Origin of the sequence: Brevundimonas sp. Root1279, assembly GCF_001425945.1 — a bacterium.
In the GTDB taxonomy this organism is placed as follows: Bacteria; Pseudomonadota; Alphaproteobacteria; order Caulobacterales; family Caulobacteraceae; genus Brevundimonas.
Genome location: NZ_LMEB01000005.1, coordinates 276,853 through 302,280, shown reverse-complemented (window position 1 = coordinate 302,280; position 25,428 = coordinate 276,853). Strand labels below are relative to the sequence as shown.

The 25,428-nt window shown below is 68.5% G+C and carries 32 protein-coding genes and 2 riboswitches; of the genes, 13 read left to right on the top strand and 19 right to left on the bottom strand.

Annotated features, from left to right (window positions below):
* Window positions 1-3: 3 nt before the first annotated feature.
* The 7 genes from ASC65_RS07325 to ASC65_RS07295 all read left to right on the top strand — a co-directional run bounded on the left by ASC65_RS07325 (window position 4) and on the right by ASC65_RS07295 (window position 7,048).
* The gene (locus ASC65_RS07325; protein WP_156459583.1) at window positions 4-627 is read left to right on the top strand and encodes a TetR/AcrR family transcriptional regulator; all 624 of its coding nucleotides are present in this window, start codon (window positions 4-6) and stop codon (window positions 625-627) included.
* Window positions 617-1,630, top strand: coding sequence for an adenosine deaminase (locus tag ASC65_RS07320; protein WP_056451175.1), 1,014 nt, complete (start codon window positions 617-619; stop codon window positions 1,628-1,630). The genes ASC65_RS07325 and ASC65_RS07320 overlap by 11 nt, the downstream gene beginning before the upstream one ends.
* Before the next feature lie 29 nt (window positions 1,631-1,659).
* Window positions 1,660-1,757: riboswitch (glycine riboswitch) on the top strand.
* A gap of 4 nt (window positions 1,758-1,761) precedes the next feature.
* Window positions 1,762-1,856, top strand: a riboswitch (glycine riboswitch).
* A 55-nt stretch (window positions 1,857-1,911) separates the two neighbouring features.
* A complete protein-coding gene (gcvT, locus tag ASC65_RS07315) occupies window positions 1,912-3,027 on the top strand; it encodes a glycine cleavage system aminomethyltransferase GcvT (protein ID WP_056451172.1) in 1,116 nt (371 codons plus the stop codon).
* A gap of 9 nt (window positions 3,028-3,036) precedes the next feature.
* Window positions 3,037-3,402, top strand: a complete 366-nt coding sequence (gcvH, locus tag ASC65_RS07310; protein ID WP_056451169.1) for a glycine cleavage system protein GcvH — start codon at window positions 3,037-3,039, stop codon at window positions 3,400-3,402.
* Between the two features lie 27 nt (window positions 3,403-3,429).
* Entirely contained in the window at window positions 3,430-4,773 is a 1,344-nt protein-coding gene (gene gcvPA, locus ASC65_RS07305; protein WP_056451166.1) for an aminomethyl-transferring glycine dehydrogenase subunit GcvPA, read from the top strand.
* A gap of 12 nt (window positions 4,774-4,785) precedes the next feature.
* Window positions 4,786-6,369: an aminomethyl-transferring glycine dehydrogenase subunit GcvPB gene (gene gcvPB / locus ASC65_RS07300; protein WP_056451163.1), complete on the top strand. Its 1,584-nt coding sequence runs from the start codon at window positions 4,786-4,788 to the stop codon at window positions 6,367-6,369.
* Between the two features lie 199 nt (window positions 6,370-6,568).
* Window positions 6,569-7,048: a DUF6789 family protein gene (locus ASC65_RS07295; RefSeq protein ID WP_200939806.1), complete on the top strand. Its 480-nt coding sequence runs from the start codon at window positions 6,569-6,571 to the stop codon at window positions 7,046-7,048.
* 75 nt (window positions 7,049-7,123) lie between these two features.
* Here the strand turns inward: ASC65_RS07295 and ASC65_RS07290 are convergent, their stop codons facing one another.
* The 14 genes from ASC65_RS07290 to ASC65_RS07225 form a co-directional block, all read right to left on the bottom strand.
* Window positions 7,124-7,636 carry a F0F1 ATP synthase subunit B gene (locus ASC65_RS07290; protein WP_056451161.1) on the bottom strand — a complete coding sequence of 171 codons (513 nt, stop codon included), beginning with the start codon at window positions 7,634-7,636 and terminating at the stop codon, window positions 7,124-7,126.
* Complete coding sequence (locus ASC65_RS07285; RefSeq protein ID WP_056451158.1) at window positions 7,636-8,229, bottom strand: F0F1 ATP synthase subunit B family protein; 594 nt, start codon at window positions 8,227-8,229, stop codon at window positions 7,636-7,638. The genes ASC65_RS07290 and ASC65_RS07285 overlap by 1 nt, the downstream gene beginning before the upstream one ends.
* Before the next feature lie 72 nt (window positions 8,230-8,301).
* A complete protein-coding gene (locus ASC65_RS07280; protein WP_056451155.1) occupies window positions 8,302-8,526 on the bottom strand; it encodes a F0F1 ATP synthase subunit C in 225 nt (74 codons plus the stop codon).
* 51 nt (window positions 8,527-8,577) lie between these two features.
* The gene (locus tag ASC65_RS07275; RefSeq protein ID WP_056451152.1) at window positions 8,578-9,357 is read right to left on the bottom strand and encodes a F0F1 ATP synthase subunit A; all 780 of its coding nucleotides are present in this window, start codon (window positions 9,355-9,357) and stop codon (window positions 8,578-8,580) included.
* 7 nt (window positions 9,358-9,364) lie between these two features.
* Entirely contained in the window at window positions 9,365-9,625 is a 261-nt protein-coding gene (locus ASC65_RS07270) for an AtpZ/AtpI family protein (RefSeq protein WP_235561428.1), read from the bottom strand.
* 337 nt (window positions 9,626-9,962) lie between these two features.
* Window positions 9,963-10,445: a hypothetical protein gene (locus ASC65_RS07265; RefSeq protein WP_056451147.1), complete on the bottom strand. Its 483-nt coding sequence runs from the start codon at window positions 10,443-10,445 to the stop codon at window positions 9,963-9,965.
* Between the two features lie 78 nt (window positions 10,446-10,523).
* The gene (gene dxs, locus ASC65_RS07260) at window positions 10,524-12,434 is read right to left on the bottom strand and encodes a 1-deoxy-D-xylulose-5-phosphate synthase (protein WP_056451144.1); all 1,911 of its coding nucleotides are present in this window, start codon (window positions 12,432-12,434) and stop codon (window positions 10,524-10,526) included.
* Between the two features lie 164 nt (window positions 12,435-12,598).
* Window positions 12,599-13,153: a demethoxyubiquinone hydroxylase family protein gene (locus tag ASC65_RS07255; protein WP_200939805.1), complete on the bottom strand. Its 555-nt coding sequence runs from the start codon at window positions 13,151-13,153 to the stop codon at window positions 12,599-12,601.
* A gap of 2 nt (window positions 13,154-13,155) precedes the next feature.
* Entirely contained in the window at window positions 13,156-14,025 is an 870-nt protein-coding gene (locus ASC65_RS07250; protein ID WP_056451443.1) for a polyprenyl synthetase family protein, read from the bottom strand.
* A 35-nt stretch (window positions 14,026-14,060) separates the two neighbouring features.
* The gene (locus ASC65_RS07245) at window positions 14,061-14,426 is read right to left on the bottom strand and encodes a tRNA-binding protein (RefSeq protein ID WP_056451138.1); all 366 of its coding nucleotides are present in this window, start codon (window positions 14,424-14,426) and stop codon (window positions 14,061-14,063) included.
* Entirely contained in the window at window positions 14,426-14,677 is a 252-nt protein-coding gene (locus tag ASC65_RS07240) for an exodeoxyribonuclease VII small subunit (RefSeq protein ID WP_056451135.1), read from the bottom strand. The genes ASC65_RS07245 and ASC65_RS07240 overlap by 1 nt, the downstream gene beginning before the upstream one ends.
* Window positions 14,678-14,723: 46 nt before the next feature.
* Window positions 14,724-15,377 (bottom strand): histidine phosphatase family protein, encoded by a 654-nt coding sequence (locus tag ASC65_RS07235; protein WP_082525918.1) that lies wholly within the window; start codon window positions 15,375-15,377, stop codon window positions 14,724-14,726.
* 34 nt (window positions 15,378-15,411) lie between these two features.
* Window positions 15,412-16,332, bottom strand: a complete 921-nt coding sequence (locus ASC65_RS07230) for a histone deacetylase family protein (protein WP_056451132.1) — start codon at window positions 16,330-16,332, stop codon at window positions 15,412-15,414.
* Window positions 16,329-16,706 carry a winged helix-turn-helix transcriptional regulator gene (locus ASC65_RS07225; protein WP_056451129.1) on the bottom strand — a complete coding sequence of 126 codons (378 nt, stop codon included), beginning with the start codon at window positions 16,704-16,706 and terminating at the stop codon, window positions 16,329-16,331. The genes ASC65_RS07230 and ASC65_RS07225 overlap by 4 nt, the downstream gene beginning before the upstream one ends.
* Before the next feature lie 84 nt (window positions 16,707-16,790).
* Here ASC65_RS07225 and ASC65_RS07220 point away from each other — a divergent pair, with 84 nt between their 5' ends.
* The 5 genes from ASC65_RS07220 to ASC65_RS07200 all read left to right on the top strand — a co-directional run bounded on the left by ASC65_RS07220 (window position 16,791) and on the right by ASC65_RS07200 (window position 20,886).
* Window positions 16,791-17,795, top strand: coding sequence for a zinc-binding alcohol dehydrogenase family protein (locus ASC65_RS07220; protein WP_056451126.1), 1,005 nt, complete (start codon window positions 16,791-16,793; stop codon window positions 17,793-17,795).
* A gap of 29 nt (window positions 17,796-17,824) precedes the next feature.
* Entirely contained in the window at window positions 17,825-18,358 is a 534-nt protein-coding gene (locus ASC65_RS07215) for a GNAT family N-acetyltransferase (protein WP_056451123.1), read from the top strand.
* Between the two features lie 71 nt (window positions 18,359-18,429).
* On the top strand, window positions 18,430-19,092 hold the full coding sequence (locus ASC65_RS07210; RefSeq protein ID WP_056451121.1) for a hypothetical protein: 663 nt from the start codon (window positions 18,430-18,432) through the stop codon (window positions 19,090-19,092).
* Between the two features lie 48 nt (window positions 19,093-19,140).
* Window positions 19,141-20,319 (top strand): vWA domain-containing protein, encoded by a 1,179-nt coding sequence (locus ASC65_RS07205; RefSeq protein WP_056451117.1) that lies wholly within the window; start codon window positions 19,141-19,143, stop codon window positions 20,317-20,319.
* Between the two features lie 33 nt (window positions 20,320-20,352).
* Window positions 20,353-20,886 (top strand): hypothetical protein, encoded by a 534-nt coding sequence (locus tag ASC65_RS07200; RefSeq protein ID WP_056451114.1) that lies wholly within the window; start codon window positions 20,353-20,355, stop codon window positions 20,884-20,886.
* A gap of 3 nt (window positions 20,887-20,889) precedes the next feature.
* On the opposite strand, the gene ASC65_RS07195 is transcribed toward ASC65_RS07200, so the two are convergent.
* The 5 genes from ASC65_RS07195 to ASC65_RS07175 form a co-directional block, all read right to left on the bottom strand.
* Window positions 20,890-21,075, bottom strand: coding sequence for a CsbD family protein (locus ASC65_RS07195; protein ID WP_056451111.1), 186 nt, complete (start codon window positions 21,073-21,075; stop codon window positions 20,890-20,892).
* A 76-nt stretch (window positions 21,076-21,151) separates the two neighbouring features.
* On the bottom strand, window positions 21,152-21,589 hold the full coding sequence (locus ASC65_RS07190) for an NUDIX domain-containing protein (RefSeq protein ID WP_056451108.1): 438 nt from the start codon (window positions 21,587-21,589) through the stop codon (window positions 21,152-21,154).
* 22 nt (window positions 21,590-21,611) lie between these two features.
* Window positions 21,612-22,658, bottom strand: a complete 1,047-nt coding sequence (locus ASC65_RS07185) for a sensor histidine kinase (protein WP_056451103.1) — start codon at window positions 22,656-22,658, stop codon at window positions 21,612-21,614.
* Window positions 22,655-23,080 carry a response regulator gene (locus ASC65_RS07180; RefSeq protein WP_056451099.1) on the bottom strand — a complete coding sequence of 142 codons (426 nt, stop codon included), beginning with the start codon at window positions 23,078-23,080 and terminating at the stop codon, window positions 22,655-22,657. The genes ASC65_RS07185 and ASC65_RS07180 overlap by 4 nt, the downstream gene beginning before the upstream one ends.
* The gene (locus ASC65_RS07175) at window positions 23,077-24,525 is read right to left on the bottom strand and encodes a sensor histidine kinase (protein ID WP_235561427.1); all 1,449 of its coding nucleotides are present in this window, start codon (window positions 24,523-24,525) and stop codon (window positions 23,077-23,079) included. The genes ASC65_RS07180 and ASC65_RS07175 overlap by 4 nt, the downstream gene beginning before the upstream one ends.
* A gap of 194 nt (window positions 24,526-24,719) precedes the next feature.
* Here ASC65_RS07175 and ASC65_RS07170 point away from each other — a divergent pair, with 194 nt between their 5' ends.
* Window positions 24,720-25,427, top strand: coding sequence for a hypothetical protein (locus ASC65_RS07170; protein ID WP_056451095.1), 708 nt, complete (start codon window positions 24,720-24,722; stop codon window positions 25,425-25,427).
* Window position 25,428: the final 1 nt, after the last annotated feature.

Here is a 25,428-nt window from a genome sequence, read left to right as displayed (position 1 = left end):
CAAATGTCCGGAAACGGCTCGGGAACGATGGACCAGCGCGCGGCGCGGACACGTGGCCGACTGGCCCAAGCCCTGATGACCCTCGGCCAGGCCCAGGACATCGACGCCATCCGCGTCGGCGACCTGGTTCGGACAGCGGGCGTGGGCCGGTCGACCTTCTACGCCCACTTCGAGGACCGAAACGACTTCCTGGGCCAGTCCTTCGCGGGAATGATCTCGATCTGCGACGCCCTGGCGCGCCGGGAAGGGCTGTCGACCGACGTCCTGCCGGTCGCCCATGTCGTCATGCACATCGCCGGCAACCAGGCCTTCTCGCGCCGCGTCGGGCCGTCGCGGTCGATGGAGGTGATGCTCGGCGCGGGAGAACGGAAGCTGCGGCAGATCGCCGAGGCGAACCTGGACGCCCTCGCCCCCCAACTGCCGCCCGAGGAACGACGCCAGACGGCGGCCTTCCTGGCGGGGGCCTTCGTGGGCCAGCTGCGGCTGTGGCTGCAGCACGACTTCCGCACCTCGCCCGACACCCTTATCGTTTCCTACCGTCGGCTGGCGGCCGGCGTTCTGGAGTCTCTCCGGACGACGCCGTCCTCGGCCGCCCCCCTGGACCGGATGCCCGCCCATGTCCCTTGACGCCTACATCGCCGGCCTGCCCAAGGCAGAGCTGCACCTGCATATCGAGGGCAGCCTCGAGCCCGAACTGATGTTCGAGCTTGCCCAGCGCAACGGCGTCTCCATCCCGTTCGACAGCGTCGAGGCGGTGCGGGCGGCCTATGACTTCTCGAACCTGCAGGACTTCCTCGACATCTATTACGCCGGGGCCGCCGTCCTGCAGACCGAAGCCGACTTCCACGACTTGGCCATGGCCTATTTCCGGCGCGCCGCGGCCGACAATGTCCGCCACGCCGAGATCTTCTTCGACCCCCAGACCCACACCGACCGGGGCATCCCCTTCGGCGTCGTCGCCGAGGGCCTGCTGGCCGGGATGAAGCGCGCGGAGAGCGAGCTGGGGGTGACCTCCGAGCTCATTCTCTGCTTCCTGCGCCACCTGGACGAACACGCCGCCTTCGAGACCCTGCACCAGGCCGGGCCGTGGCTGGGCAAGATCGCGGGCGTGGGGCTGGACTCCTCCGAGGTCGGCCACCCGCCGTCCAAGTTCGAGCGCGTCTTCGCCCGGGCCGGCGAGCTGGGCCTCAAGCGCGTCGCTCACGCCGGCGAGGAGGGCCCGCCTGCCTACGTCTACGAGGCTCTGGACCTGCTGCACATTGACCGCATGGACCACGGCAACCGCTCGATGGAGGACGAGGCCCTGATCCAGCGGCTGGCCGCCTCGCAGATGACGCTGACGGTCTGCCCGCTGTCGAACCTGAAGCTCTGCGTCGTGAAGGACCTGAAGGATCACCCCGTGCCCGAGATGCTGCGCCGGGGCATCCATGTGACGCTGAACTCGGACGATCCGGCCTATTTCGGCGGCTATGTGAACGACAACTACCGCCGGCTCGCCGAGGCCGTCGGCCTGACCCGCGAGCAGGTGACCCAGATGGCCATCAACAGCTTCGAAGGCAGCTTCCTCGACGAGACGGAAAAGGCCGCCCGCATCGCCGAGGCGAAGGCTTACGCGGCCGCCCACGCTTGACTTCACGGCGGAGTCGGGGCCTAGGTCCGCTCGCTCTCGCGGGAGAGATCGGAGCCTTCTCGGAGGGTCCGGAGCCGAAGGCGCAACCGCCCCGGAAACGCTCAGGCAAACGGACCGCGAGGGCATACGGACGCTGGAAAGTCGCCTAGGGACCTCGGTCCTGGGGGCGCGCCGACGGAGCAAGACGCCTACTTGGCGTCGGAATCTCTCAGGCTTCAGGACAGCGGGGGCGCGAAGACGGCGGAGCCATCCGCTTCAACACGCGACCGCGAGAGTCTGACATGAGCGACGAAACCCTGAAGATCACGCCGTTGAACGCCGCGCACCGCGCCGCGGGCGCCCGCATGGTCGGCTTCGGCGGCTACGACATGCCGGTGCAGTACGAAGGCGTGCTGGCCGAGCACCGCTGGACGCGTGAGCACGCCGGCCTGTTCGACGTCTCCCACATGGGCCAGTGCAAGATCACCGGCGACGACGCCATCGCCCAGTTCGAGCGCTTCGTCCCCGGCGACTACGCCATCCTCAAGACCGGCAAGCAGAAGTACAGCCTGCTGCTGAACGCCGAGGGCGGCATCATGGACGACCTGATGGCCGGCAAGCCCGACCACGACGGCCTCTATGTCGTGGTCAACGCCGGCAACAAGGACGCCGACTTCGCCTATCTGCAGGCCAATCTGGCCGGCGACGCCAAGCTGACCATCCTGGCCGACCGCGCCCTGCTGGCCATCCAGGGCCCCGAGGCCGCCGAGGTCATGGCCGCCCACGAGCCGCTGCTGGCCGAGATGGGCTTCATGGAATGCGCCCGGCTGATGCTGTTCGGCGCCGACTGCTACATCTCGCGCTCGGGCTACACCGGCGAGGACGGCTACGAGATCTCCGTCCCGGCCGACCAGGCCGAGCGCATCTGGAACACCCTGCTGCAGGACGCACGCGTCAAGCCGATCGGCCTGGGCGCCCGCGACAGCCTGCGCCTCGAGGCCGGCCTGCCGCTGCACGGCCACGACATCGACGCCTCGACCAGCCCGGTCGAGGGCGCCCTGACCTTCGCCCTCAGCAAGTCGCGCAAGGAGCGCGCCGACTTCAACGGCGCCGAGCGGGTGCTGAAGGAGCTGGCCGAGGGCCCGTCGCGCGTCCGCGTCGGCCTCAGCGTCAAGGAAGGGGCCCCGGCCCGCGAAGGCGCCGAGATCGCCGACGCCGACGGAAACATCATCGGCAAGGTCACCTCGGGCGGCCCGTCGCCGACCCTGGGCCGCAACATCGCCATGGGATACGTGCCGCCGGCCTTCGCCGAGCTGGGCACGGACCTGAAGGTCGTCGTGCGCGGCAAGCCCGCCGCCGCCGAAGTCATCGCCACGCCGTTCGTGGCGCAACGCTATTACCGCAAACCCAAAGCCTGAGAGGCCGTCATGAAGTTCACCAAGGATCACGAGTGGGTCAGCCTCGACGGCGACATCGCCACCGTCGGCATCTCCAAGCACGCCGCTGACGCCCTGGGCGACGTGGTGTTCGTCGAAACCCCGGACGCCGGCAAGGCCGTGTCGCAGGGCGACAGCTTCGCCGTCGTCGAAAGCGTCAAGGCCGCCTCGGACGTCTACGCCCCGGTCTCGGGCGAAGTGGTCGAGGGCAACGCCGCCCTGGCCTCGTCCCCGGAAACCGTCAACGCCGACCCGGAAGGCGAAGGCTGGTTCGCCAAGATCAAGATCTCGGACGCCTCGCAGCTCGACGCCCTGATGGACCGCGCCGCCTACGACGCCTTCCTGGCCACCCTCTAAGTCCTCTTACGCACGGACCCTCCCCCCATGCGCTACCTCCCGCTTACCCCTGACGACCGATCCGCCATGCTGGCGGCCATCGGCGCCAAGTCGATCGACGACCTGTTCGTGGACGTGCCGGAAGCGGCGCGCCGCGACGGCTTCGTCGACCTGCCCCGCGTCGCGGGCGAGCTGGAGGTCGAGCGCGCCCTGTCGGCCATGGCGTCCAAGAACGCCAACGCCGGCTCGGTGCCCTTCTTCTGCGGCGCGGGCGCCTACAAACACCACGTGCCGGCGACAGTGGACCACGTGATCCAGCGGTCGGAGTTCCTGACCAGCTACACGCCCTACCAGCCGGAAATCGCCCAGGGCACGCTTCAGTACCTGTACGAGTTCCAGACCCAGGTCGCGAACCTGACCGGCATGCCGGTGGCCAACGCCTCGCTCTATGACGGCTCGACCGCCATGGCCGAGGGCGTGCTGATGGCCACCCGCGTGACCCGCCGCAACAAGGCGGTGATCTCGGGCGGGGTGCATCCGCACTACGTCCGCGCCACCGAGACCGTCGTGCACGCCGTCGGCGTCGAGACCGAGGCCCTCGCCGCCGCGGTCGACGCCGAGGCCGCCGTCATCGACGCGATCGACAAGGACACGGCCTGCGTCGTGGTCCAGACCCCCAACGTGTTCGGGACCGCCACCGACGTCACCAAGATCGCCGAGGCCGCCCACGCCGCCGGCGCCCTGCTGATCGTCGTGGTCACCGAGGCCGTGTCGATGGGCCTGCTGAAGTCGCCGGGCGAAATGGGGGCCGACATCGTCGCCGCCGAGGGCCAGTCGATCGGCAACGCCCTGAACTTCGGCGGCCCCTACGTCGGCCTGTTCGCCTGCCGTGAGAAGCTGATCCGTCAGATGCCGGGCCGCCTGACCGGCGAGACCGTCGACGCCGACGGCGAGCGTGGCTTCGTCCTGACCCTGTCGACCCGCGAGCAGCACATCCGCCGCGACAAGGCGACGTCGAACATCTGCACCAACTCGGGCCTGTGCACCCTGGCCTTCACCATCCACATGAGCTTGCTGGGCGAGACCGGCCTGCGCAAGCTGGCCCTGCTGAACCACGAGAAGGCCCTGGCCACCCGCGACGCCCTGGCGGCGATCCCGGGCGTGGAGGTGCTGACCCCGCGCTTCTTCAACGAATTCGCGATCAAGCTGCCGAAGAACGCCGCCGAGGTGGTCGAACAACTGGCCCAGCATCGCATCCTGGCCGGCGTGCCCTACAGCCGCCTGGCCCCCGAGGCCGGCATGGACGACGTCCTGCTGGTCGCGGCGACCGAGACCACGCTCGACGCCGACATCTCCATCCTGGCGAACGCGCTCGCCAAGGCCTGCGCGTAAGGAGCCGCGATCATGAGCAGCATGAACTCCGTCGGCCGTCCGACCGCCCCGTCGCCGCACCAGCCGACCCACGACTACAAGCACCCCACCCTGACCGGCGGCCGCGGCCTGCTGCAGGACGAGCACCTGATCTTCGAGAGCGACGGCTGGGGCAAGACCGGCGTCGACCTGCCGGAGCCCAAGACCGACGGCTCGGACCTGGGCGACCTGGTCCGCAAGGATCCGATCGGCCTGCCGGGTCTCTCCGAGCCCGAGACCATGCGCCACTATGTGCGCCTGTCGCAGAAGAACCACGCCATCGATCTGGCCATCTATCCGCTGGGCTCGTGCACGATGAAGCACAACCCGCGCCTCAACGAGAAGATGGCGCGCCTGCCCGGTTTCTCGGACATCCACCCGCTGCAGCCGGTCTCGACCGTGCAGGGCGCGCTGGAGCTGATGGACCAGCTGGCCCACTGGCTGAAGACCCTGACCGGCATGCCGGCGGTGGCCCTGTCGCCCAAGGCGGGCGCGCACGGCGAGCTGTGCGGCCTGATGGCCATCCGCGCCGCCCATGAGGCCAAGGGCGAGCACGAGCAGCGCCGCAAGGTGCTGGTCCCGACCTCGGCCCACGGCACCAACCCGGCCACCGCCGCCTTCGTCGGCTATTCGGTCGTCGAAGTGGCCCAGACCGACGACGGCCGCGTCGACGTGGCCGACCTGGCCGCCAAGCTGGGTCCGGACGTGGCCGCCATCATGGTGACCAATCCGAACACCTGCGGCCTGTTCGAGCGCGACATCCTCGAAATCAGCCGCCTGACCCACGAGGCCGGCGCCTATTTCTACTGCGACGGCGCCAACTTCAACGCCATCGTCGGCCGGGTGCGCCCGGGCGACCTGGGCGTCGATGCGATGCACATCAACCTGCACAAGACCTTCTCGACGCCGCACGGCGGCGGCGGGCCGGGTGCGGGTCCGGTGGTGCTGTCGGAGGCCCTGGCCCCCTTCGCACCGGCTCCCTGGGTCGTGGCGGGCGCCGAGGGCTACAAGCTGATCGAGCGCGAGGAAGACGAGGCCGCCCAGGCCTTCGGCCGCCTGTGCGCCTTCCAGGGCCAGATGGGCATGTATGTCCGCGCCCTCAGCTACATGATGAGCCACGGCTCGGACGGCCTGCGCCAGGTGGCCGAGGACGCGGTCCTCAACGCCAACTACATCAAGGCCCGCCTGTCGGACCTGATGAGCCCGGCCTTCCCGGACGGTCCGTGCATGCACGAGGCCCTGTTCGACGACGAATGGCTGAAGGGCACGGAGATCACGACGCTCGACTTCGCCAAGGCGATGATCGACGAGGGCTTCCACCCGATGACCATGTATTTCCCTCTGGTCGTCCACGGGGCCATGCTGATCGAGCCGACCGAGACGGAGTCCAAGCAGGAGCTGGACCGCTTCATCGAGGCGATGCGCCTGCTGGCCCAGGCCGCCAAGGCCGGGGACGTCGACCGCTTCAAGGGCGCGCCCTTCCACGCGCCCCTGCGCCGCCTGGACGAGACCCGCGCCGCCCGCTCGCCGGTGCTGCGCTGGACCGCGCCGGAAGGCTCCAATATCGCGGCTGAGTAGCCGCCGAGGCCAGGCCCCGGGCGTCTTCTGACGTCCGGGCCTGCGCCCGTCCTGGGGGCCGCCTCGCCCCGCCTCTCCCAAAGCCCTCTCCCTGCGCACGGCAATGTGAACGACGTCCTCTTCCAGAGGCGTATGCTCGTTTTTGCGTAGTCAGAACCACCAAGGAGCGTTGGGAGGCGCTGAGGTTATGAAGTCACGCGTGCAAAAGGGTATCGTCGCCGGCTTTGCAGCCACGGTCGCGGTATCGGTGCTTGAGATCGCCAACCTGATCGTAGGCCCCTGGGCAGTCAGCTTCCCTCGACTGCTCTCGGTGATGCTGCAGTCCCCGAACAACATGGCCGTCGGATGGGTCGCCCACATCGTCGTGGGGACCGTGGTCCTCGGCGCGTTGTTCGCCATCCTGTGTCCACGTCTGCCGACCGATACGGCCGAGTCCAAGGGCATTCTGTTCGCCGTTGGAGCCTTCGTCGTCATGGGCCTGACGATCGCGCCCATGGCCGGCGTCGGCATGTTCTTCATGAAGGCCGGCTTCGGCACTCTTGTCTGGATGATCGCCACTCACGCGGTCTACGGCGCGGTGCTCGGCAATGTGTACGGTCGCCTGGCGGGTCACGGCAAGGAAGGCCATGACCTGATCTACGGCAACGGCCACCACCGTCACGGCCCCTACCACGCCTGACGGAGCGACGCCCCAAAAGGAAAAGGCCCCGCTGTCGCCAGCGGGGCCTTCTTCTGTTTCGATGGCCGGAACCGATTAGTTCAGGCGAGTGCCGATCTGGGCGATGGCGGCGTCGAGGAGCGGGTCGCTCTTCTGGCCGGCCACCCGGGCGGTCAGGATCTGTTCGGCGGCCTTGGCGGCCAGGTCGGCGGCGGCGGCCTTCACCTCGGCGGCGGCCTGGGCCTCGGCCTGGGCGATGCGGCGCTCGGCCAGAGCCTGGCGGCGCGCCAGGGTCTCTTCGAGCTTGGCCTTCGATTCTTCCTCAAGGCGACGGGCGTCCGTCTCGGCGGCCTTCAGCATTTCTGCGGCCTGGGCCTCGGCCTCGGCCTTCTCAGCGCGGATCTGGGCCAGCAGGGCTTCGGCTTCAGCGCGCAGGCGGGCGGCTTCGTCGAGTTCGGCCTGGATCTTGGCGGCCTTGGCGTCGAGCACACCGGCGATCAGCTTGGGCACGCCGGCCAGGACGACGATCACGAAGAAGGCGATCAGGCCGACGGCGACCCAGAGTTCCGGGTTTTCGGCGTCGTAGAGGTGGGGGTTGAAGAATTCCATCAGGCGGCGCCCTTCACGGCAGCGGCGGCTTCAGCAGCGGTCGGAGCCTTGCCGGTGAGGCGCTCGACGATGGCCGAAGCGGTGTCGGAGGCGATTGCGCCGACGTTGGACATTGCGGCGTCGCGGGTCTCGGCGATGGCGGCTTCGGCCTCGGCGATGCGAGCCGAGACGACAGCCTCTTCCGCAGCGGCGCGAGCGTTGGCTTCCTCGGTCACGCGAGCCTTGGCGGCGGCGGCCGTGGCGCGCGAGGCGGCGCGAGCCTCCTCGACTTCACGCTTGGCGGCTTCGGCCTGGCCGGCGGCCTCGGCCTGGACCTGACGGGCGGTGTTGACCGCAGTCGAGATGGTCGAGGCGCGCTCGTCGAACACCCGGCGCATGCGCGGGGCGAAGACCTTGGCGATCAGCAGGTAGAGAACGACGAACAGGAAGACCAGATAGACGATCTGGCCGAACCAGTGCTGGAACTCGAACTGGGGCAGGCCGCCAGACTCGTGTTCGCCGCCGTGAGCGGCTTCGGTCGTGGCGTGCGTGTCCTCGACCGCGACCGGAGCGGTCGCGTCCTCGGGCAGGACGGGTTGGGCGGTGGTGGTCATCTGGCGCCTGTCGGGGAGAACTGGATAAGCATCAACCGGCGGCGCGGGGGTCCGCGCCGCCGACGGAGGCGATTACGAGATCCAGATCAGGATGCCCATGACGAAGGCCAGGATGCCCAGGGCTTCAGCCAGAGCGGCGCCCACGAACAGGTTGCCGATTTGCGAGCCGGCGGCCGACGGGTTGCGCAGGGCGCCCGACAGGAAGTTGCCGAAGATGTTGCCGACGCCGATGCCGGCGCCGATCATGCCGCACATCGCGATGCCGGCGCCGATGAGTTTGGCGGCTTGAGGATCCATGGTCGTAAGTCCTGTTGATCTAGGTTTGGGTTGGAATGGACTGGTCCGGCCCTAGTGGGCGTGGTCCAGGTTGACCACATCGTTGAGGTAGATGCAGGTCAGAACGGCGAAGACGAAGGCCTGAAGGAAGGCCACGAGGAATTCGAGCGCGGTCAGGCCGATCGTCATACCCATCGCGAGCGGGAAGATCAGCACGCCGAACCAGCCGGCCGCGCCGATGACGGCGGTGGCCACGAAGCCGGCGAACACCTTCAGGGCGATGTGGCCGCCCATCATGTTGCCGAACAGACGAAGGGTCAGGGTCAGCGGGCGCAGCAGGAAGGAGAAGAACTCAATCAGACCGACAACCGGGCGCATCACCAGCGGGGCGCCGGTCGGCCAGAACAGCTTCAGGAAGCCGACGCCGTTCTTCATGATGCCGATGATCACGACGAGCGCGAAGGTGATCAGGCCGAAGGTGGCGGTCACCGCCAGCTGCGACGTGGCCGTGAAGCTCAGGAACATGCCCAGCAGGTTCATGCCGAGGATGAACAGGAAGACGGTGAAGACGAACGGGAAATACTTCTTGCCGTCGTGGCCGATGATCGAGCTGGTCAGCCCGTCGATCATGCCGAACAGGGTCTCGCCGACCGCCTGCAAGCGCCCAGGGACGACCTTGGCGCCCGCGGTGACGAGCGACAGGAAGCCGACCACCACGACGAAAGCGATGGTCATCGCCAGGTGCGAGTTGGTGAACGCGAGATGCACAGTGCCGACGATCGGCAGGGTGACTTCGCCGAAGTCGAGGCCCGGAAGGGGCGTAACCTGAAACTGGTGTAGCGGATCGGCCATTGGTCGATCAGGCTCCTTCGTCTTCGTCGTCGAAGGGAACCGACTTCGGCTCCCCATGCTTGTTGGCTTCGGCCATCAGTCGCTGCGCCGTGCGCCACGCCATCCAGACCGAAATGGCGAAGCCCAGGAGGACGCCGCCGATGATCCCCACCGGCGAGGTGCCGGCGAAATGGTCGATCCCGAAGCCGATGGCCAAGCCGACGAAGACGCCGCCGAACAGGTCGGCGATGATCTTCCAGGCCTGACTGGCCGCCGCCTGCCCCGCCATCTCGTGAGAAAGCGGCGGAGCCGTGCGTGTCTCAAGATCAGATGCGCTCTTCTGGAGACGAGCGATCGCCTCTTCGCGCGATTCTGGATCTTGGGACATGGTGGCCTCAGCACTCCAGTCTGCGTCCGAGAACGCGCGCCGGAGGGGGTCTGAATTCGGCGCGGAACCTACAGACGGGACCCCCGCAGGTCAAGGCGGCGCAGAATTGCCGTACCCCGTTGATTTGCCGCACGTTTGTTTCGCCTTCGAGGGGGCGTGGCGAACGGTCGCTGGAAGACACCCGGGATTCGCGCATGCGCGACGAACCGTCGCTGTTTATCGAAGGCGTCCCGCGTCGCTATTGCGGCCGGGGCGATGGGGTCGGCGGGGCCGTCACGGCCGGGGCCGTCGGCGCCGCCGCATTCGGGACGGGCTCGGCCTGCTCGGTAGCGGCGGGCGTCGGATTGTCCATGCAGCCGCGACCTGAATAGAGGCCGTTCAGATAGAACCAGCGATTCATCTGGGCGAGGCGTTCGATGGCCCGGCGCTGGCGGTCGCCCTGGGTCAGGGCGTCGGCCCCGGCGATCAGCAGGCCCGCCCCCGGAATGAAGGTCGCAGCGCCGGCCTTGGCCACATCGGTCAGGGCGCCGATGGTGCTGTTGCCGGGCGAGCCGCCCATGGCCTCGCTGAGCTGGGCCGCCTCGTCGGCGATCTGGACGCAGGTCAGCGTCGAATCCGAATCACGGATGACCTGCCGGGCCGGCGTCGGCGCCGGATCCTGGGCGGCCGCGGTCCCTGCCAGGAGCGTGGCCGCCGCAAGCGTTGCTAGAGCTGTCTTCATAACGGTTCTCCCGAACCGCCCCACCTGTGCGGGTCACAACGGCGCCGGACGCAAACGGGTTGCGCCCGAAACGCCGTCTCAGGCGCGAACCGCCCGGCTCGCCTCGACGCCCAAGGCCTGGAGAGCCGCTGCGGCGATGTGCTCGGCGTTGAGGCCGGCCGTCGCATACATGGCGTGCGGGCTGTCCTGATCCTGGAAGATATCCGGCAGGTGCAGGGTGCGGACCTTCAGGCCCGCATCGAGTGCGCCCTTCTCGGCCAGCATCTGCAGCACGAAGCCGCCGAAGCCGCCCATGGCGCCCTCCTCCACCGTGATCAGGCACTCGTGCTCGCGGGCCAGGCGCAGGATCATCTCCTCGTCCAGCGGCTTGGCGAAGCGGGCGTCGGCGACCGTGGCCGAGACGCCGCGCGCCGCCAGGGCCTCGGCGGCCTTGAGCGATTCCTGAAGACGGGTGCCGAGCGACAGGATGGCCACGGCCGTGCCCTCGCGGACGATGCGGCCCTTGCCGATCTCCAGCGGAGCCGCGAACTCGGGGATCTCGACGCCGACGCCGTCCCCGCGCGGATAGCGGAAGGCCGAGGGACGGTCGTCGATCGCCAGCGAGGTGGAGATCATGGCGGCCAGGTCGGCCTCGTCGGCGGCGGCCATCAGCACCATGCCCGGCAGGGCGCCCATGTAGCCGATGTCGAAGGAGCCCGCGTGGGTCGCGCCGTCGGCGCCCACCAGACCGGCGCGGTCCATGGCGAAGCGGACCGGCAGCTTCTGGATGGCGACGTCGTGGACGACCTGGTCGTAGCCGCGCTGGAGGAAGGTCGAATAGATGGCGCAGACCGGCTTCATGCCGTCCGCGGCCAGGCCGGCGGCGAATGTCACCGCATGCTGCTCGGCGATGCCGACGTCATAGGTGCGGTCCGGGAAGGCTTGGCCGAACAGGTCCAGCCCCGTGCCCGAGGGCATGGCGGCGGTGATGGCCACGACCTTGGGGTCGCGCTCGGCGTGCTTGATCAGTTCGGTCCCGAACACCTTGGTGTAGCTGGGGGCGTTGGATACCGGCTTGGACTGCTTGCCCGAGACGACGTCGAACTTGACCACCGCATGCAGCTTGTCGGCGCTCGACTCGGCCGGGGCGTAGCCCTTGCCCTTCTGGGTCACGACGTGGACCAGCACGGGGCGGTCCGTGATTGCCGCCGCGTTCTTCAGGATGGGCACCAGGTTGTCCATGTCGTGCCCGTCGATCGGACCGACATAGTAAAAGCCCAGCTCCTCGAAGAAGGTGCCGCCGACGATCATGCCGCGGGCGTATTCCTCGGCCTTGCGGGCGGCGTTCTTGAACGGGCGCGGCAGGTGCTCGACGAATTTCTTGCCGATGTTGCGGACCTGGCGATAGGCGCCGCCCGAGACCTGGCGGGCCAGATAGGCGCTCATACCCCCGACCGGCGGGGCGATCGACATGTCGTTGTCGTTGAGGATGACCATCAACTGGCCGTTGGTGGCCTCGGCCGCGTTGTTCATGGCCTCATAGGCCATGCCGGCCGAGATGGAGCCGTCGCCGATGACGGCCACGACCTTGTTGGTCTCGCCCTTCTGGTCGCGGCCGGCCGCGAAGCCGAGGGCGGCGCTGATCGAGGTCGAGGCATGGGCCGCGCCGAACGGGTCGTATTCGCTCTCGCTGCGCTTGGTGAAGCCCGACAGGCCGCCGGCCTGACGCAGGGTGCGGATGCGGTCTCGACGGCCGGTCAGGATCTTGTGCGGGTAGCACTGGTGGCCGACGTCCCAGATCAGGATGTCTCTGGGAGTCTCGAAGACGTGATGCAGGGCGACCGTCAGCTCGACCACGCCGAGGCCTGCGCCGAGGTGGCCGCCGGTCGTGGAGACGGCGTCGATCGTCTCGGCCCTCAGTTCCTCCGCCAGCTGCTTCAGCCGCGGGATGTCGAAGTCCCGCATGTCGGCGGGGACGTGGACCTGGTCGAGAAGGGGCGTGTCGGGCATTCGGGGGACTGTACCTAAGCCTTTGGTCTTCCAACACGCTGTAGAGCATTTCGCTGCGCGTCGGGTCGATCCGGTCTGAAAAAACCGTGCAGGAACGATGCATCTAGCGCGCGAGCGGCGCCCCGGCGAGGGTCATTCTTGTCGCCCCCGCGGCGGCCGGACCGTCAGGCCACGGCCAGTTCCTGCGCCAGTCGCCGGGAATCGCCGCGCGTGGAAATCCAGATCAGGCCGTCGGTGAGGTGCTCGATGAGCGCAGCGAGCCAACGGAAGCCGCGCCCGCGTCGCCCCTGGATCGCCCAGTCGATGTGCGCGACCTCCTCCCGCTGGATGTCGGCGATGGTGCGGCGGAGACCGTCATCGCGCCCTTCGGCCCAGCGGATCTGGTCGTCGAGGTGACGGTGCACCGTAGTTTCGACAGCTTCGGTGCAGGCCAGGATGGCTTCGCGGCCCATCAGTCCCGCGATCAGACCCAGGACGCCGCCCCCGACGCCCCAGATCCACATCATCCGGCACGGCTTGGCCTCGCGCGTCGGCATCAGTTCGCGGAACCGACGCCGATGCGTACGCTCATGCTCCAGCGCCTCGCGCAGGAAGGGCAGCAGATCGGGCGCGCGCAGACGCGCGGCCAGGATCTGGGCGGAATAGATGCTGATGGCGCCGTGCTCGCCCCCATGGTTGACCCGCAGGATGCGCGCCGGGATGGAGGTGTTGAGCGCCACGCTCAGGACCTGCGTTGCAGCACGTAATCCACGCTGGCCTTCAGGATGTCGGCGTCGGGTCCGAAGATGTCGAGATGGGCGCGGGCCTGGTCGGCCAGGTGCGAGACCCGGTGCCGCGCCGCCTCGACGCCCAGAAGGGTGACGAAATTGGTCTTGCCCTGCGCGTGGTCCTTGCGCGCCGCCTTGCCCAGGATGTCCTCGTCGCCCTCGACGTCCAGCAGGTCGTCGACGATCTGATAGGCCAGGCCGATGTCGTGGGCGAAGCTGATCAGGGCCTGGCGGTGGATGTCGCGGGCGTCGGCGATGATCAGCGGAATCTCGAAGGCGTAGGTGAACAGGGCGCCGGTCTTGAGCCTCTGCATGCGGGCCACGCCGCCCAGGTCGTCGCGCACGCCGAGCAGGTCGATCATTTGGCCGCCGGCCATTCCGCGCGCGCCCGAGGCCATGGACAGCCGCGCCGCCAGTTCGCAGCGCACGGCCGGGTCCTCGTGGGTGTCCTCGTGCAGGACGATATCGAAGGCCGCCGTCTGCAGGGCGTCGCCGGCGAGGATGGCGGTCGCTTCGTCATAGGCGCGATGCAGGGTCGGACGGCCGCGGCGCATGTCGTCATTGTCCATGGCCGGCAAGTCGTCATGGACCAGGCTGTAGGCGTGGACGCATTCGAGGGCGCAGGCGGCGCGCAGCACCGGCCGCTCCTCGATGTCGAACAGATTGGCGGCCTCGAGGGCGAAGAAGGGGCGCAGCCGCTTGCCCGGTCCCAAGGCCGCATAGCGCATGGCCTCGGTCAGCCGGGACTCGGGGCCCTCGGCGCGCGGAAGCAGTTCATCAAGGGCGACGGTGACGAGGTCGGCGACCTCGGCGACGCGATCGATGACGCCCTGTTCGGGGGAGTTGGCGGCGAGCACGATCAAAACAGCCTCCCGCCGACCGGAACCTCGCGGTCGACGCCGACCAGCACAACCTCGCCGGCGTCGTCAGGGAAGCCGAGGGTCAGGACCTCGGACATGAACGGCCCGATCTGGCGCGGCGGGAAATTGACCACCGCGGCGACCTTTCGGCCGACCAACTCTGCAAGGGTGTAGTGTTTGGTGATCTGGGCCGAGGACTTCTTCACCCCGATGCCGGGGCCGAAGTCGATCGCCAGTCGATAGGCCGGCTTGCGCGCCTCCGGGAAAGGCTGGGCGTCCACCACCTCGCCGACCCGGACATCGACCTTGAGGAAATCATCAAAGACGATCGGATCGGCGACGCCCTGTCGATCGGAGCCGCTCATCAGCCAAACTCGGCCGGTTCGACGCCGCGGGCCTGGCCGTCCGCGCCGACGACGATCTTGTCGACGCGCAGCTGAGCGGCTTTCAGCCTTTCCTCGCAGTGAGCCTTCAGGCGCGCGCCCTCTTCGTAGAGCTTGATCGACTCCTCGAGCGGCGCCTGGCCGGATTCGAGCTTCTGGACGATTTGCTCGAGGCGCTGCAGGGCGTCCTCGAAGCTCAGGTCGGTGGCGGGGGCGGGGGCGGCGTCAGTCATTCCGGGCGACCCTAGAGGGGCCGGAACTTCGCTTCAACGGGGAAGATCAGCGACGCTCGTAGCGGCGCTGGGACCAGTATTTGAAGCCCTGGTTGTGCACCAGCTTCCAGCCGTCGGCCTTCAGGCGCTTGCCGACCATGTGGTTGAAGTAGCCGTGAGCCAGCACCAGCACGTCCTGACCGCTCTCGGCGCGCGCGATCAGGGCCTGGGCCGCCTTTTCCGAGCGGGCCTCGGCCTCGCGGCGGGTTTCCTGGCCCTCGTGATGGTTGAAGGCGTGCCACCAGAAGCGGGCCACGCCGCCCCAGTATTTCGGCGGCAGCTTGAACCATGCGGGGAAGCGCGGCGGCGGCAGGGGCGCCTCGATGAACAGGGCGTCGGTCATCACCTCGCGGCCGGCGGCGATGGCGGCGGCGGTCTCCTGGGCCCGCGGACGGGTCGAGGCGTAGATGGCGCCGGCGCCCTCGGCCGTAGCCAGAAGCTCCGGGGGCGGGGTCTGGCCGGCCAGCAGGCCGCCGACTTCGTACTTGGCCCACCAGTCACGATACTGATCGGATGTGAGCAGGCATTTGCGCGACAGCGCCGGCTCGCCGTGGCGGGCCAGAATGATGGCGCCGGGGCGCACGGAGACCAGCGACGCCGAGCGCGGTACGGGCGCCGGGGCGGGCTGGTCGATCAGGGGTTCGCGGGCAGGTGACGACATGAGCGACGGGCGGAATCCTACTGGCAGTCCGACCCTAGTCCTCCCCCAAAGCCTGGACATGGGCGACCGCCGAGCGGCCGAGCCCTTCTAGGTCGTAACCGCCCTCGAGCGTCGAGACAACCTTCCCGCCGCAGACATCGCGCGCGACCTCGACCACGGCGCGGGTGGCCCAGGCGAAATCCTCGGCCTCCAGGCTTTGGTGCGCCAGGGGATCGCGCCGGTGGGCGTCGAATCCCGCGGAGATCAGGATCAGGTCCGGACGGAAGGCCTGCAGAGCCGGCATCAGCCCGCCGGCGAAGGTCCCGCGCCAGGCCTCCCGCGCCGCGTGGGGCGCGACCGGGACGTTGACGATGTTGCCGACGCCGGTCTCCGAAACCGCGCCTGTACCGGGGTACAGGGGCATCTGATGGATCGAACCGAGGAACAGGCTGTCGTCCGATTCAAAGGCCGCCTGGGTTCCGTTGCCGTGGTGGACGTCGAAATCGATGACGGCGACGCGGGCCAGACCCTCGGCCTGGGCCACCCGGGCGGCGACCGCGACGTTGGAGAACAGGCAGAACCCCATGGCCTGGTTGGGCTCGGCGTGGTGGCCCGGCGGGCGCACGGCGGCGAAGGCGCGAGTGGTCTCGCCACGGGCGATGGCGCGGACAGCGTCAACCACCGCACCGGCGGCGAGGCGGGCGGCGCGGATGCTGCCGGGCGACAGGATGGTGTCGGCGTCCAGCTGGTTCAGGCCGGTGGTCGGCGAGGCGTTCAGCAGGCGGGCCACGTAGTCGGCCGGGTGCAGGCGTTCGAGGTCCGCGACGGCGGCCTCGGTCGCGGCGCGGCGGTCGAGGGAGAGGCCGGAATCTTCGAGGGCGTCGAGCACGGCCAGCAGCCGCTCCGGGCGCTCGGGGTGACCGACGCCGGGACGGTGCTCGATCATGTCCGGATGGGTGAACAGGGCGACGCTCACGTCGCATCCTCCGTCGCCCGCAGCCGCAGGTGGGTTTCGCCCCAATCCCTGAGGGCGGCGACCACGGGCGCAAGGCCGCGTCCCGCTTGGGTCAGCCGATATTCGACCCTGGGCGGGACCTCCGCATAGACCGTGCGCGACACCAGACCGGCGTCCTCCAGCTCGCGCAGTTGCTTGGTCAACATCCGCTGGGTGATATCGCCCACATGACGCTTGAGGGCGTTGAAGCGCAGCGATTCCGCCGACAGCAGCTGATAGACGATCATCCCCTTCCACTTGCCGCCGATCAGATCCAGGGCGGCGTCGACGACGCATTCGCCGGCCTGCACGCGGCGGTCGACCGGGTGGAAATGGTGGTGCGAGGCGGTATCCATTTAGGTAGTACATCCCGAAAAGTGTCGTACTTGTCGTCAACGACAGGGTGCATCAGATGGGTCGGGACCACAACGGAGCCCGTCATGAAAGCCATCGGAACCACCGGCCCCCGCCCTGCCGACGACCCTGCCGCCCTGGTCGCCTTCGAGGCGCCCGAACCCGAACTGCGCCCGCACGACCTGCTGGTCGACGTCAGGGCCGTCAGCCTGAATCCGGTCGACGCCAAGGTGAGGCGGCGGCTGACCCCGGCCGACGGGCGGCCGGCCATCCTCGGCTATGACGCCGCTGGCGTTGTGCGCGCGGTCGGCGAGGCGGTTTCGCTGTTCAAAACGGGCGACGAGGTCTTCTACGCCGGGCAGATCGACCGCCCCGGGTCGAATGCGGAGCGCCACGTCGTTGACGAGCGCATCGTCGGTCCGAAACCACGGTCGCTGACCTTCGTCGAGGCCGCCGCCCTCCCCCTGACCGTCATCACCGCCTGGGAGCTGCTGTTCGACCGGATGAAGGCCGGGCCCGCGGAAGCGGAAACCCTGCTGGTCGTCGGCGGCGCGGGCGGCGTGGGTTCGGCCCTGATCCAGATCGCGCGCGCGAAGACGGCCCTGAGGGTCGTTGCCACCGCCTCCCGGCCGGAGACGGCGAAATGGTGCCTCGACCTCGGCGCCCACGCTGTTATCGACCACAGCGGCCCCATCGACGAGGCCCTGACGGCCGCGGGCGAAGCCCCGCCCCGGTACATCGCCGCCCTGACTCACACCCCTCGCCATTTCGAGGCGCTGGCCCGCGCCTTGGCGCCGCAGGGCGTGATCGGAGTGATCGACGATCTGGCCGGCGTCGACGCCAATCTTCTGAAGGACAAGAGCGCCGCCCTTGTCTGGGAGATGATGTTCGCCCGCTCGGAACTTCAGACCCCCGACATGATCCGTCAGCACGAACTGCTGGCCGAGACGGCCGAGCTGGTAGACGCGGGCCAGATCCGGACAACCCTGACCGAGACGCTCGGGCGACTCTCGGCCGACACACTGCGGGAAGGCCACCGCCGGCTGGAAAGCGGCACGACGATTGGCAAGCTGGCCCTGGAGGGCTTCTGATCGCCCGTTCGGCGCGCTAAGGGCCGATCATGAGCGATATCCAGATCCGCCCCGCCAAAGCGACCGATGCCCAAGCCCTTGGCGTGCTGGGCCGCCAGACCTTCATCGACACCTTTGTGGCCGCCGACGGATTCGCCATCCCCTACCCCGCCGACGACCTGAGCGCCTTCCTCGACGCCAGCTTCAGCGCCGAGACGATCCGCGCCAAGCTGAACGAGCCGGGCGCCGCCTGGTGGGTGGCGGAGCGGGACGGCGAACTGCTCGCCTTCGCCAACACCGGCCCGAACACCCTTCCCCACCCGGATGCTCGCGCCAGCCACGCCGAGCTGCGCCGCCTCTACGTGTCCAAGGCCGCCCAGGGTCTCGGACTGGGCACAAAGCTGCTCAAGGTCGCCATGGACTGGATGGAGGCCCACACCGACGGCCCGCTGTGGATCGGCGTGTGGAGCGGCAACCTGAAGGCCCAGAAGCTCTACGCCGCCTACGGGTTCGAGAAGGCCGGGGAGTACCAGTACCCGGTCGGCCGGTGGCTGGACGACGAGTTCATCCTGCGGCGGGGCTGACGGAAGCTGATCGCCACTGGACGGCGCATGGTGAACCGTGAAGTGATCCAACTTAGCTGGAGGGGTTTCCAATGATCGGACGGCTTGCATTCATCGCGCTGCTGGCGACGGGCCCCGCGGCTCACGCCCAGGACGCCGAAAGTCCGCCCGCCACGGCGGAGCAGATCGCTTCCGCCCGGGAGACCGCGGACCGGCTCATCGCAGACGCCGACGCCGGGGCGTTCTTCGTCAACAAGACCGACGGCGCCGTACCGACGGTGGTGCACGTCGCCAGCGGCTTGACCTGCCTCTTCTCTGGGGGGCCGGAGGAACGAATCTCCATATTCCCGACGGGGCCGGCCGGTATCGCCCGGGGCGAGGATGTCGGGTGCGTCTCGCGTGTCGATGAGCTCGGGATCGACCTGAACCTCTACGCGACTCGCTATCAGCCATTGCCTTCGGAAGAGCTGGCGCTTCGCCAGGCCGTCAACGCCATTCGCCAGCGCTGGCCTGACGCCAGGCCGTTCGACGGGGAACTGGTCTCCGTTTCCTCCGACGGAGAGGACGCTCCGTTGCAGGCCGCCTACACCGTCACCGTGAACAACGAGCCGATGATCACCTTGGCGCTGGTCGAGCACCGCAAGGGCTGGGGTTACAAGGCTCGGGGGACGGGCCCCGGCGCCGAACCGATGCTGATCAGCCTCTACACCGCCATGGCGTTCAAGATGGCCCTCGACGCGCAGGACGCCGAATAGACGACCGAGGTGCGGGACGACGCCGACCGGCCCTGCTAACCTTCGCCCATGCTTCTCCCCTTCTTCACCGCCCTGAGAGACGCGCGCGTGCCCGTGTCGATGAAGGAATGGCTCCATCTGATGGAGGCCATGCAGAAGGACGTGGCCGGCCGGCGGGTCGACGACTTCTACCACCTGTCCCGCGCCGTGCTGGTCAAGGATGAGAAACACTACGACCGCTTCGACCAGGTGTTCGGCAAGGTGTTCGCCGGCATTGAGACCGTCGGCGCGGGCGAGGACCTGACCACCGACATTCCCGAGGACTGGCTTCGCCTCCTGACCGAGAAATACCTGACCGACGAGGAGAAGGCCCAGATCGAGGCGCTGGGCGGGTTCGACAAGCTGATGGAGACGCTGAAGCAGCGGCTCGAGGAGCAGGAAGGCCGGCACCAGGGCGGCAACAAGTGGATCGGCACCGGCGGGACCAGCCCGTTCGGCCACGGCGGCTACAATCCCGAGGGCGTGCGCATCGGCGGCCCCGGACGCCAGGGCCGCGCCGTGAAGGTCTGGGAAAAGCGCGAGTACAAGAACCTGGACGACCAGGTCGAACTCGGCACCCGCAACATCAAGGTCGCGCTGCGCCGCCTGCGTCGGTTCGCGCGGCAGGGCGCCCCGGACGAACTGGACATGGACGCCACCATCGACGGCACGGCGCGCCAGGGCTGGCTGGACATTCACATGCGGCCCGAGCGCCGCAACACCATCAAGGTGCTGCTGTTCCTCGACATCGGCGGCTCGATGGATGCCCACGTGAAGATGTGCGAGGAACTCTTCTCGGCCGCCAAGACCGAGTTCAAGCACCTGGAATTCTTCTACTTCCACAACTGCCTTTACGAGGGCGTGTGGAAGGACAACCGGCGCCGTCACAGCGAGAAGATCCCGACCTGGGACCTGCTGCACAAATACCCGGCCGACTGGCGCGCCATCTTCGTCGGCGACGCCACCATGAGCCCCTATGAGATCTCCATGCCCGGCGGCTCGGTCGAGCACTGGAACGAAGAGGCGGGCGCCGTCTGGCTCAAGCGGGCGACGCAGCAGTGGGACAAGGTCGCCTGGCTGAACCCGTCGCCGGAGCGCTACTGGGGCTACTCCGCCTCGGTCGGCATGATCCGGGAAGTGATCGACGAGCGCATGTACCCCCTGACCCTCGAAGGGTTGGAGAAGGCGATGCGGGCCCTGTCCAAGTAGGATAGGGTTGCTGCGGGTTCAGGAGATTACGCCATGCACGTCGCCCTCGCGCTCGCTCTCGCCGTCTCCCTACAGCAGGCTCCGACAGGTCAGATCCTGTGGCAGCCGCAGCCGGACAGTCCGGCGCCCGCCACCGCCGCCGAGGTCGCGGCCCCTGCCCCCGCCCTGCCGACCATCCCGGACTGGGCGCGCGCCGATCCCTTTGGCTACGAACGCTCGGAATGCAGCCCGCTGGTGCGCAAGGCCGAGGAGAGTCTGGAGGTCTGCCAGGCCCGGGTGCGTTCTGCGTTGGCGGCGAACCTGGGATCGGCCCTGCCGCCCGGCCTGGCCCCCGTGAACGCGCCGAACGAATGCCGCCAGGCGGCTGCCGGCGATCGCTATGCTGTCCAGTGCGGCGCCCCGCTTCCCGCCGGCGCCCCGAGCCGGACCATCACCGAGCAGACCTGCGAAAACCGCCCTCAGGCTCAGCCCCAGGGCGGTGTTACGTGGACGCAGGAATGCCGCCCCGCCGACGGGTCGAAGCCCGCCGAGGGCGGGCTCCGGTTCCGCCTGGGCGGAGACGACTAAAGGTTAGTGCCGGTTGTCGTCGCGCAGGGTGTCCTTGAGACCGCCGACGGCGTTCTGGACCTTGCCTTCGACCTGATCAGCGCGGCCCTCGGCCTTCAGCTTCTCGTCGCCAGTCACCTTGCCGGCGGCTTCCTTGACCTTGCCGCCCATGTTCTTGGCGGCGCCTTCGATGCGATCGGGATCGGGCATTGAACTCTCCTTCACTGAGCGCCTGGGGAGCGGCGCGGGTGGTGAGAACGAGCGGAATCCCGGGGCGTTCCGTGTCCTAGCGCCGCAACCAGGCCGATACCGCCCAGGCATGGGCGTCGTGGCGGAGCTCTTTCAGAGCCGTGTGGGGGTGTAGCCAGACCAGCTCGTGGTCGGCCTCGACCTTGGCGGCCGGGTCGAGCGACAGATATTCGGCGATCCAGAAGCCGCCGCGGTTGTTGATCGCCTCGCCATCGGACTTCCGGAAATATTGGGCCGCCTCGGCGATGCGGGAGAACGGCTTCACCGCCATGCCCGTCTCCTCGACGAACTCCCGGACGAGGGCCTGCTCTTCGGTTTCATCGCCGTCGATCGCCCCGCCGGGCAGGTCATAATAGGTGGCGTCGCCACGGTCGACGCGGACGCAGGCCAGCTTGCCGTCATGAAAGACCAGGCCGAATGCGGTCGGGCGGAGCCGGTAGTTCAGGCCGGGGCGGGGTTCGCCGAATTGGAGCATGATCGCCTAACGCGCCGTCGGCCTAGAGGTCGAACGCCAGGCAGGCGCGCACGCCCTTGTGAGCCTGATCGAGCTCGAGCGCCGAACGCAGGCCCGAGGCCATGGCCGAGATGATCTTGCCGCCCAGACCGGTGCCCTTGACCGCGCCGTCGCCCATGCCGGGACCGTCGTCCTCGACGATCAGGAGGGCGCGGGTCTCGCTCTCGCGCTTGAGGATGATGCGGATCTCACCGGGATTGCCGGGTTCGTAGGCGTATTTGACGGCGTTGGTGACAAGTTCTGTGACGATCACGCCCAGCGACACCGCCTGGTCGGTCGAGACGTCCATCGGCTCGACCTTGAGGACGATCGCGGGCGAGGAGCCGGCCGGCCCCAGCGACTTGCCGAGCTCGGCGACCAGACCTTCGAGGTAGTCGTGCATGGCCACCGAGGACATGTCGTCCGAGGTGTAGAGCCGGCGGTGGACGTGGGCCACGGCCTCGATGCGGGCCTGCGATTCCTTGAGCGCGGCGCGTGCGCCCTGGTCGGTCAGCTGGCGCATCTGCAGGGCCATGAAGCTGGAGACCAGCTGCAGCGAGTTGCCGACGCGGTGGTTGACCTCGCGCAGCATGGCCTCGGCGCGGTCGCGGGCCAGGCGGACAGCTTCCTGGGCCTGCTCGTTCTCTCGCTGCAGGCGGCGACGCGCCAGCGCGTCTTCCAGGGCGGCGCGCAACAGGGCCGTAAAGTCGGCCGAGACGTCCTTGATCACATAGTCGGCGGCGCCGGCGCGCAGGGCGGCCACGGCGATGCGCCCATCCTGGGCGCCGGTGACGTAGACGACCGGCGGCGGGCTATCGAGCGCGATGATCTCCGGCAGGACATCGAGGCCCTCGCGCCCCGGCATGTAGTGGTCGAGGCAGACGACGTCGAAATCGCCCGGGCGCGAAATAAGCAAATCCAGCCCAGCGTCGCCGTCGGGCGCACAGGTGACGGCGTAGCCGTGGCGCCCGAGCTCCTTCTCGACCAGCCGCGAGAGCCCGCGGTCATCGTCGATGTAGAGCAGGCGAATGACATCGGCGCCGGACTTCACTCGATTTCAGGCGCCTGCATCACCGACAGGAAGAGCCCCAGCTGGCGAATGGCTCCCGCAAAGCTTTCATAATCCACAGGCTTGGTGATGTAGACGTTGCAGCCCAGGTCGTAGCAGCGCTGGATCTCGACCTTGTCGTCCGTGGTGGTCAGCACGACGATCGGGGCGCGGCGCAGGCGCTCGTCGCCCTTCACCTTGGCCAGGATGTCGGTGCCCGACATGTCCGGCAGGTTCAGGTCCAGCAGAATCAGCATCGGCCCGTTGGCCCGGACCTCCTCGCTGAACAGATAGTCGAGCGCCGAACCGCCGTCGGCGAAATGGCGGATCTCGTTGGCGATGTTGGCGCGACGGATATTCTTCTCGATCAGCCGGGCATGGCCGAGGTCGTCTTCGACCATCACGATCTTCACTGCGGCGGTCATGGGGTGTCTCCGGCCTCGTCGAGGATCAGGCGTGTGGGGAATTTCAGAATGAAAGTCGAGCCCTTGCCAAGTTCTGACTCAAGATCGATTTCGCCCCCCAATCGGCGCACGCTGTTGCGTACGAAGGCCAGGCCCAGCCCCTCGCCCGTTCGGTCCTGACGGCCGGAGCGGCGGAACAGCTCGAAGATGCGCTCGTGGTCCCGCTCGGCGATGCCGCGCCCGTTGTCGGCGATGCGGTAGGTGATCCAGTCGCCGTCGACCCAGCCCGAGACGCGGATTTCACCGGCGCGATCGTGATCCAGGTACTTCACGGCGTTGTCGATCAGATTGCCGAAAATCTGCTCCATCGAGAGCCGGTCGCTCTCGATCGACGGCAGGGGCTCGACCACGATCTTGGCGTGCGCGGCCTCGGTTTGGTGGCTCAGGCTGGCGGCGATGCCTTCGGCCATTGCGGTCAGGTCCAGTCGCTCCAGCACCAGATTCCGCCGCCCCTCGCGCGACAGCTTCAGGATGGCGTTGATCAGCCGATCCATCTTCTCGGTCGAGGCGCGGATGAAGCCGATGGCCTCGGGGACATCCTCTCGGACGGCGACGACGGCTTCGGCGTCGACCGTCTTGGGCGCGCGGGTCTCGATCAGGTCGATCTGCCGCGCCATCGCCTTGCCCGCCTGCTCCAGCTCCGCCGTGTAGCCCATGACGTTGACCAGCGGCGCGCGCAGGTCGTGGCTGACGATGTAGGCGAAGCGCTGGATCTCGTCGTTGGCGCGGCTGAGCTGGGCGGTCCGCTCGTGCACCTGGTGCTCCAGGCCGGCGTTGAGGCGGTCCAGCGCATCGCGCCCCTGCTGGATCTCGCCGACGTACCGCCGCACCAGCCAGACGGCGATCACCGCCAGCACCACGACCAGCAGACTGGCGGCGATATTCGCCACGACCGCGAGGCTCGAACTGCGCTCCGACTGTTCGGTGCGGACGTGCAGCCGTTCGGTCTCCACCTCGTCGATGGCCGCCATCTGAGCCCGCGCCAGGTCCATCAGGACCCTGCCCTGCCCGACCCGGACCCGTTCAAAGGCCGCTTCGCGCTGGCCGGTGCGCGCCAGACCGATGGTCAGCTCCAGCTCGTCGAGCTTTGACCGGGCGGATTGCAGCAGGGCTTCGACGTGCGGCGTCAGCTGGGGATCGCCGGCCGCCAGTTCTTCCAGGTCGGCGAACTGGTTAGGCAGCACCGCAACCGCCTGGGTGTAGGGGCCCAGGAACTCCGACCGCTGCGTGAGCAGATAGCCGCGCTGGCCGGTCTCGGCGTCGAGCAGCGACAGCAGCACGGTCCGCGCGGCGCGGCGCACCTGCTGCGAGCGCTCGACCTGCTGATTGTAGGCCTCGGTGCGCTGAAGGACGACGAAGGCGCCGACGTTCACCACCAGCAGCAGGACGATGGCCGCGGTCAGCATGCCCACGATGGACCGGCCGATGGTCGGGGTGCGCGCAAATTCCGCGAGGGAGGACAGAAGGTTGCGCGCTGTCGAAATCATCGGGCCGGAGCATTAGCGGCCGCTGGAAGCCTGTCCAGTCGCGCGGCGAGGGAAACCGGCGCCGTTTTGCGGATTTAGGGTAAGGATAGCGGCAGGGCTTGGGAGGGCTGGGTATGGTTTGGTGGTGGTGGATCGCGCCTGCGATCGTGGCGGTGGCCGGACTGGCCCTGCTGTTCCGGGGCCTCGCGGCCCTGTTCCGGGGACGGTTCGTCGGCGGTCTGGCCGGGGGCGTCTGCGGCGGGGCTCTGATCGCGGCGGCGTTGATCGCGGGCCTGATCGGCCTCGACGTCCAAACCTACGACCGGCTGACCTATGAGCGCCCGGTGGCCACCATTGAAACCCGCCAGCTGGGCCCGCAGTATTTCGAGGCCACGGTGATGCAGCCCGGCCATGGCGAGAGCGCCCCGGGAACCAGCAACCTCTATCCCCTGCATGGCGACGAATGGCGGCTCGAGGCCCAGCTGCTGAAGTGGAAGCCGTGGGCCAACGTCCTGGGGCTGGACACCCAGTATCGCCTCGACCGCCTGTCCGGCCGCTATCGCTCGGTCGACCAGGAGATCAACGCCACCCGCAGCGTGCATCCGCTTGCCGGCGGCGACGCCCTGCCCGGGCTCCCCTGGAAGATCAGCGCCTGGGATACGGCGCGGAAGCACCGCCGCTACGTCGACGCGGTCGACACCCTGTACGGCGGCGGCGCCTATATGCCGATGGCCGACGGGGCCCGCTACGAGGTCTGGCTCACTCAGTCCGGCCTCGTCGCCCGACCGGTCAACGAGGCGGCGCGGGCCGCTTCGGCCGGGGGCTGGACCGAGGTCGACTGAC

Excerpts from the sequence above, each read along its gene's own strand:
- ASC65_RS07320 (WP_056451175.1), top strand. The coding sequence starts at position 617 with ATGTCCCTTGACGCCTACATCGCCGGCCTGCCCAAGGCAGAGCTGCAC.
- ASC65_RS07225 (WP_056451129.1), bottom strand. The coding sequence starts at position 16,706 with ATGGATACCGCCTCGCACCACCATTTCCACCCGGTCGACCGCCGCGTG.
- ASC65_RS07265 (WP_056451147.1), bottom strand. The coding sequence starts at position 10,445 with ATGAAGACAGCTCTAGCAACGCTTGCGGCGGCCACGCTCCTGGCAGGG.
- ASC65_RS07220 (WP_056451126.1), top strand. The coding sequence starts at position 16,791 with ATGAAAGCCATCGGAACCACCGGCCCCCGCCCTGCCGACGACCCTGCC.
- ASC65_RS07275 (WP_056451152.1), bottom strand. The coding sequence starts at position 9,357 with ATGGCCGATCCGCTACACCAGTTTCAGGTTACGCCCCTTCCGGGCCTC.
- ASC65_RS07210 (WP_056451121.1), top strand. The coding sequence starts at position 18,430 with ATGATCGGACGGCTTGCATTCATCGCGCTGCTGGCGACGGGCCCCGCG.
- gcvPA (WP_056451166.1), top strand. The coding sequence starts at position 3,430 with ATGCGCTACCTCCCGCTTACCCCTGACGACCGATCCGCCATGCTGGCG.
- ASC65_RS07195 (WP_056451111.1), bottom strand. The coding sequence starts at position 21,075 with ATGCCCGATCCCGATCGCATCGAAGGCGCCGCCAAGAACATGGGCGGC.
- ASC65_RS07215 (WP_056451123.1), top strand. The coding sequence starts at position 17,825 with ATGAGCGATATCCAGATCCGCCCCGCCAAAGCGACCGATGCCCAAGCC.
- ASC65_RS07280 (WP_056451155.1), bottom strand. The coding sequence starts at position 8,526 with ATGGATCCTCAAGCCGCCAAACTCATCGGCGCCGGCATCGCGATGTGC.
- ASC65_RS07290 (WP_056451161.1), bottom strand. The coding sequence starts at position 7,636 with ATGGAATTCTTCAACCCCCACCTCTACGACGCCGAAAACCCGGAACTC.
- ASC65_RS07170 (WP_056451095.1), top strand. The coding sequence starts at position 24,720 with ATGGTTTGGTGGTGGTGGATCGCGCCTGCGATCGTGGCGGTGGCCGGA.
- ASC65_RS07270 (WP_235561428.1), bottom strand. The coding sequence starts at position 9,625 with ATGGCGGGGCAGGCGGCGGCCAGTCAGGCCTGGAAGATCATCGCCGAC.
- gcvPB (WP_056451163.1), top strand. The coding sequence starts at position 4,786 with ATGAGCAGCATGAACTCCGTCGGCCGTCCGACCGCCCCGTCGCCGCAC.
- gcvT (WP_056451172.1), top strand. The coding sequence starts at position 1,912 with ATGAGCGACGAAACCCTGAAGATCACGCCGTTGAACGCCGCGCACCGC.
- ASC65_RS07235 (WP_082525918.1), bottom strand. The coding sequence starts at position 15,377 with ATGTCGTCACCTGCCCGCGAACCCCTGATCGACCAGCCCGCCCCGGCG.
- ASC65_RS07240 (WP_056451135.1), bottom strand. The coding sequence starts at position 14,677 with ATGACTGACGCCGCCCCCGCCCCCGCCACCGACCTGAGCTTCGAGGAC.
- ASC65_RS07285 (WP_056451158.1), bottom strand. The coding sequence starts at position 8,229 with ATGACCACCACCGCCCAACCCGTCCTGCCCGAGGACGCGACCGCTCCG.
- ASC65_RS07175 (WP_235561427.1), bottom strand. The coding sequence starts at position 24,525 with ATGCTGACCGCGGCCATCGTCCTGCTGCTGGTGGTGAACGTCGGCGCC.
- ASC65_RS07245 (WP_056451138.1), bottom strand. The coding sequence starts at position 14,426 with ATGAGCGGCTCCGATCGACAGGGCGTCGCCGATCCGATCGTCTTTGAT.
- ASC65_RS07205 (WP_056451117.1), top strand. The coding sequence starts at position 19,141 with ATGCTTCTCCCCTTCTTCACCGCCCTGAGAGACGCGCGCGTGCCCGTG.
- ASC65_RS07180 (WP_056451099.1), bottom strand. The coding sequence starts at position 23,080 with ATGACCGCCGCAGTGAAGATCGTGATGGTCGAAGACGACCTCGGCCAT.
- gcvH (WP_056451169.1), top strand. The coding sequence starts at position 3,037 with ATGAAGTTCACCAAGGATCACGAGTGGGTCAGCCTCGACGGCGACATC.
- ASC65_RS07200 (WP_056451114.1), top strand. The coding sequence starts at position 20,353 with ATGCACGTCGCCCTCGCGCTCGCTCTCGCCGTCTCCCTACAGCAGGCT.
- ASC65_RS07325 (WP_156459583.1), top strand. The coding sequence starts at position 4 with ATGTCCGGAAACGGCTCGGGAACGATGGACCAGCGCGCGGCGCGGACA.
- dxs (WP_056451144.1), bottom strand. The coding sequence starts at position 12,434 with ATGCCCGACACGCCCCTTCTCGACCAGGTCCACGTCCCCGCCGACATG.
- ASC65_RS07190 (WP_056451108.1), bottom strand. The coding sequence starts at position 21,589 with ATGCTCCAATTCGGCGAACCCCGCCCCGGCCTGAACTACCGGCTCCGC.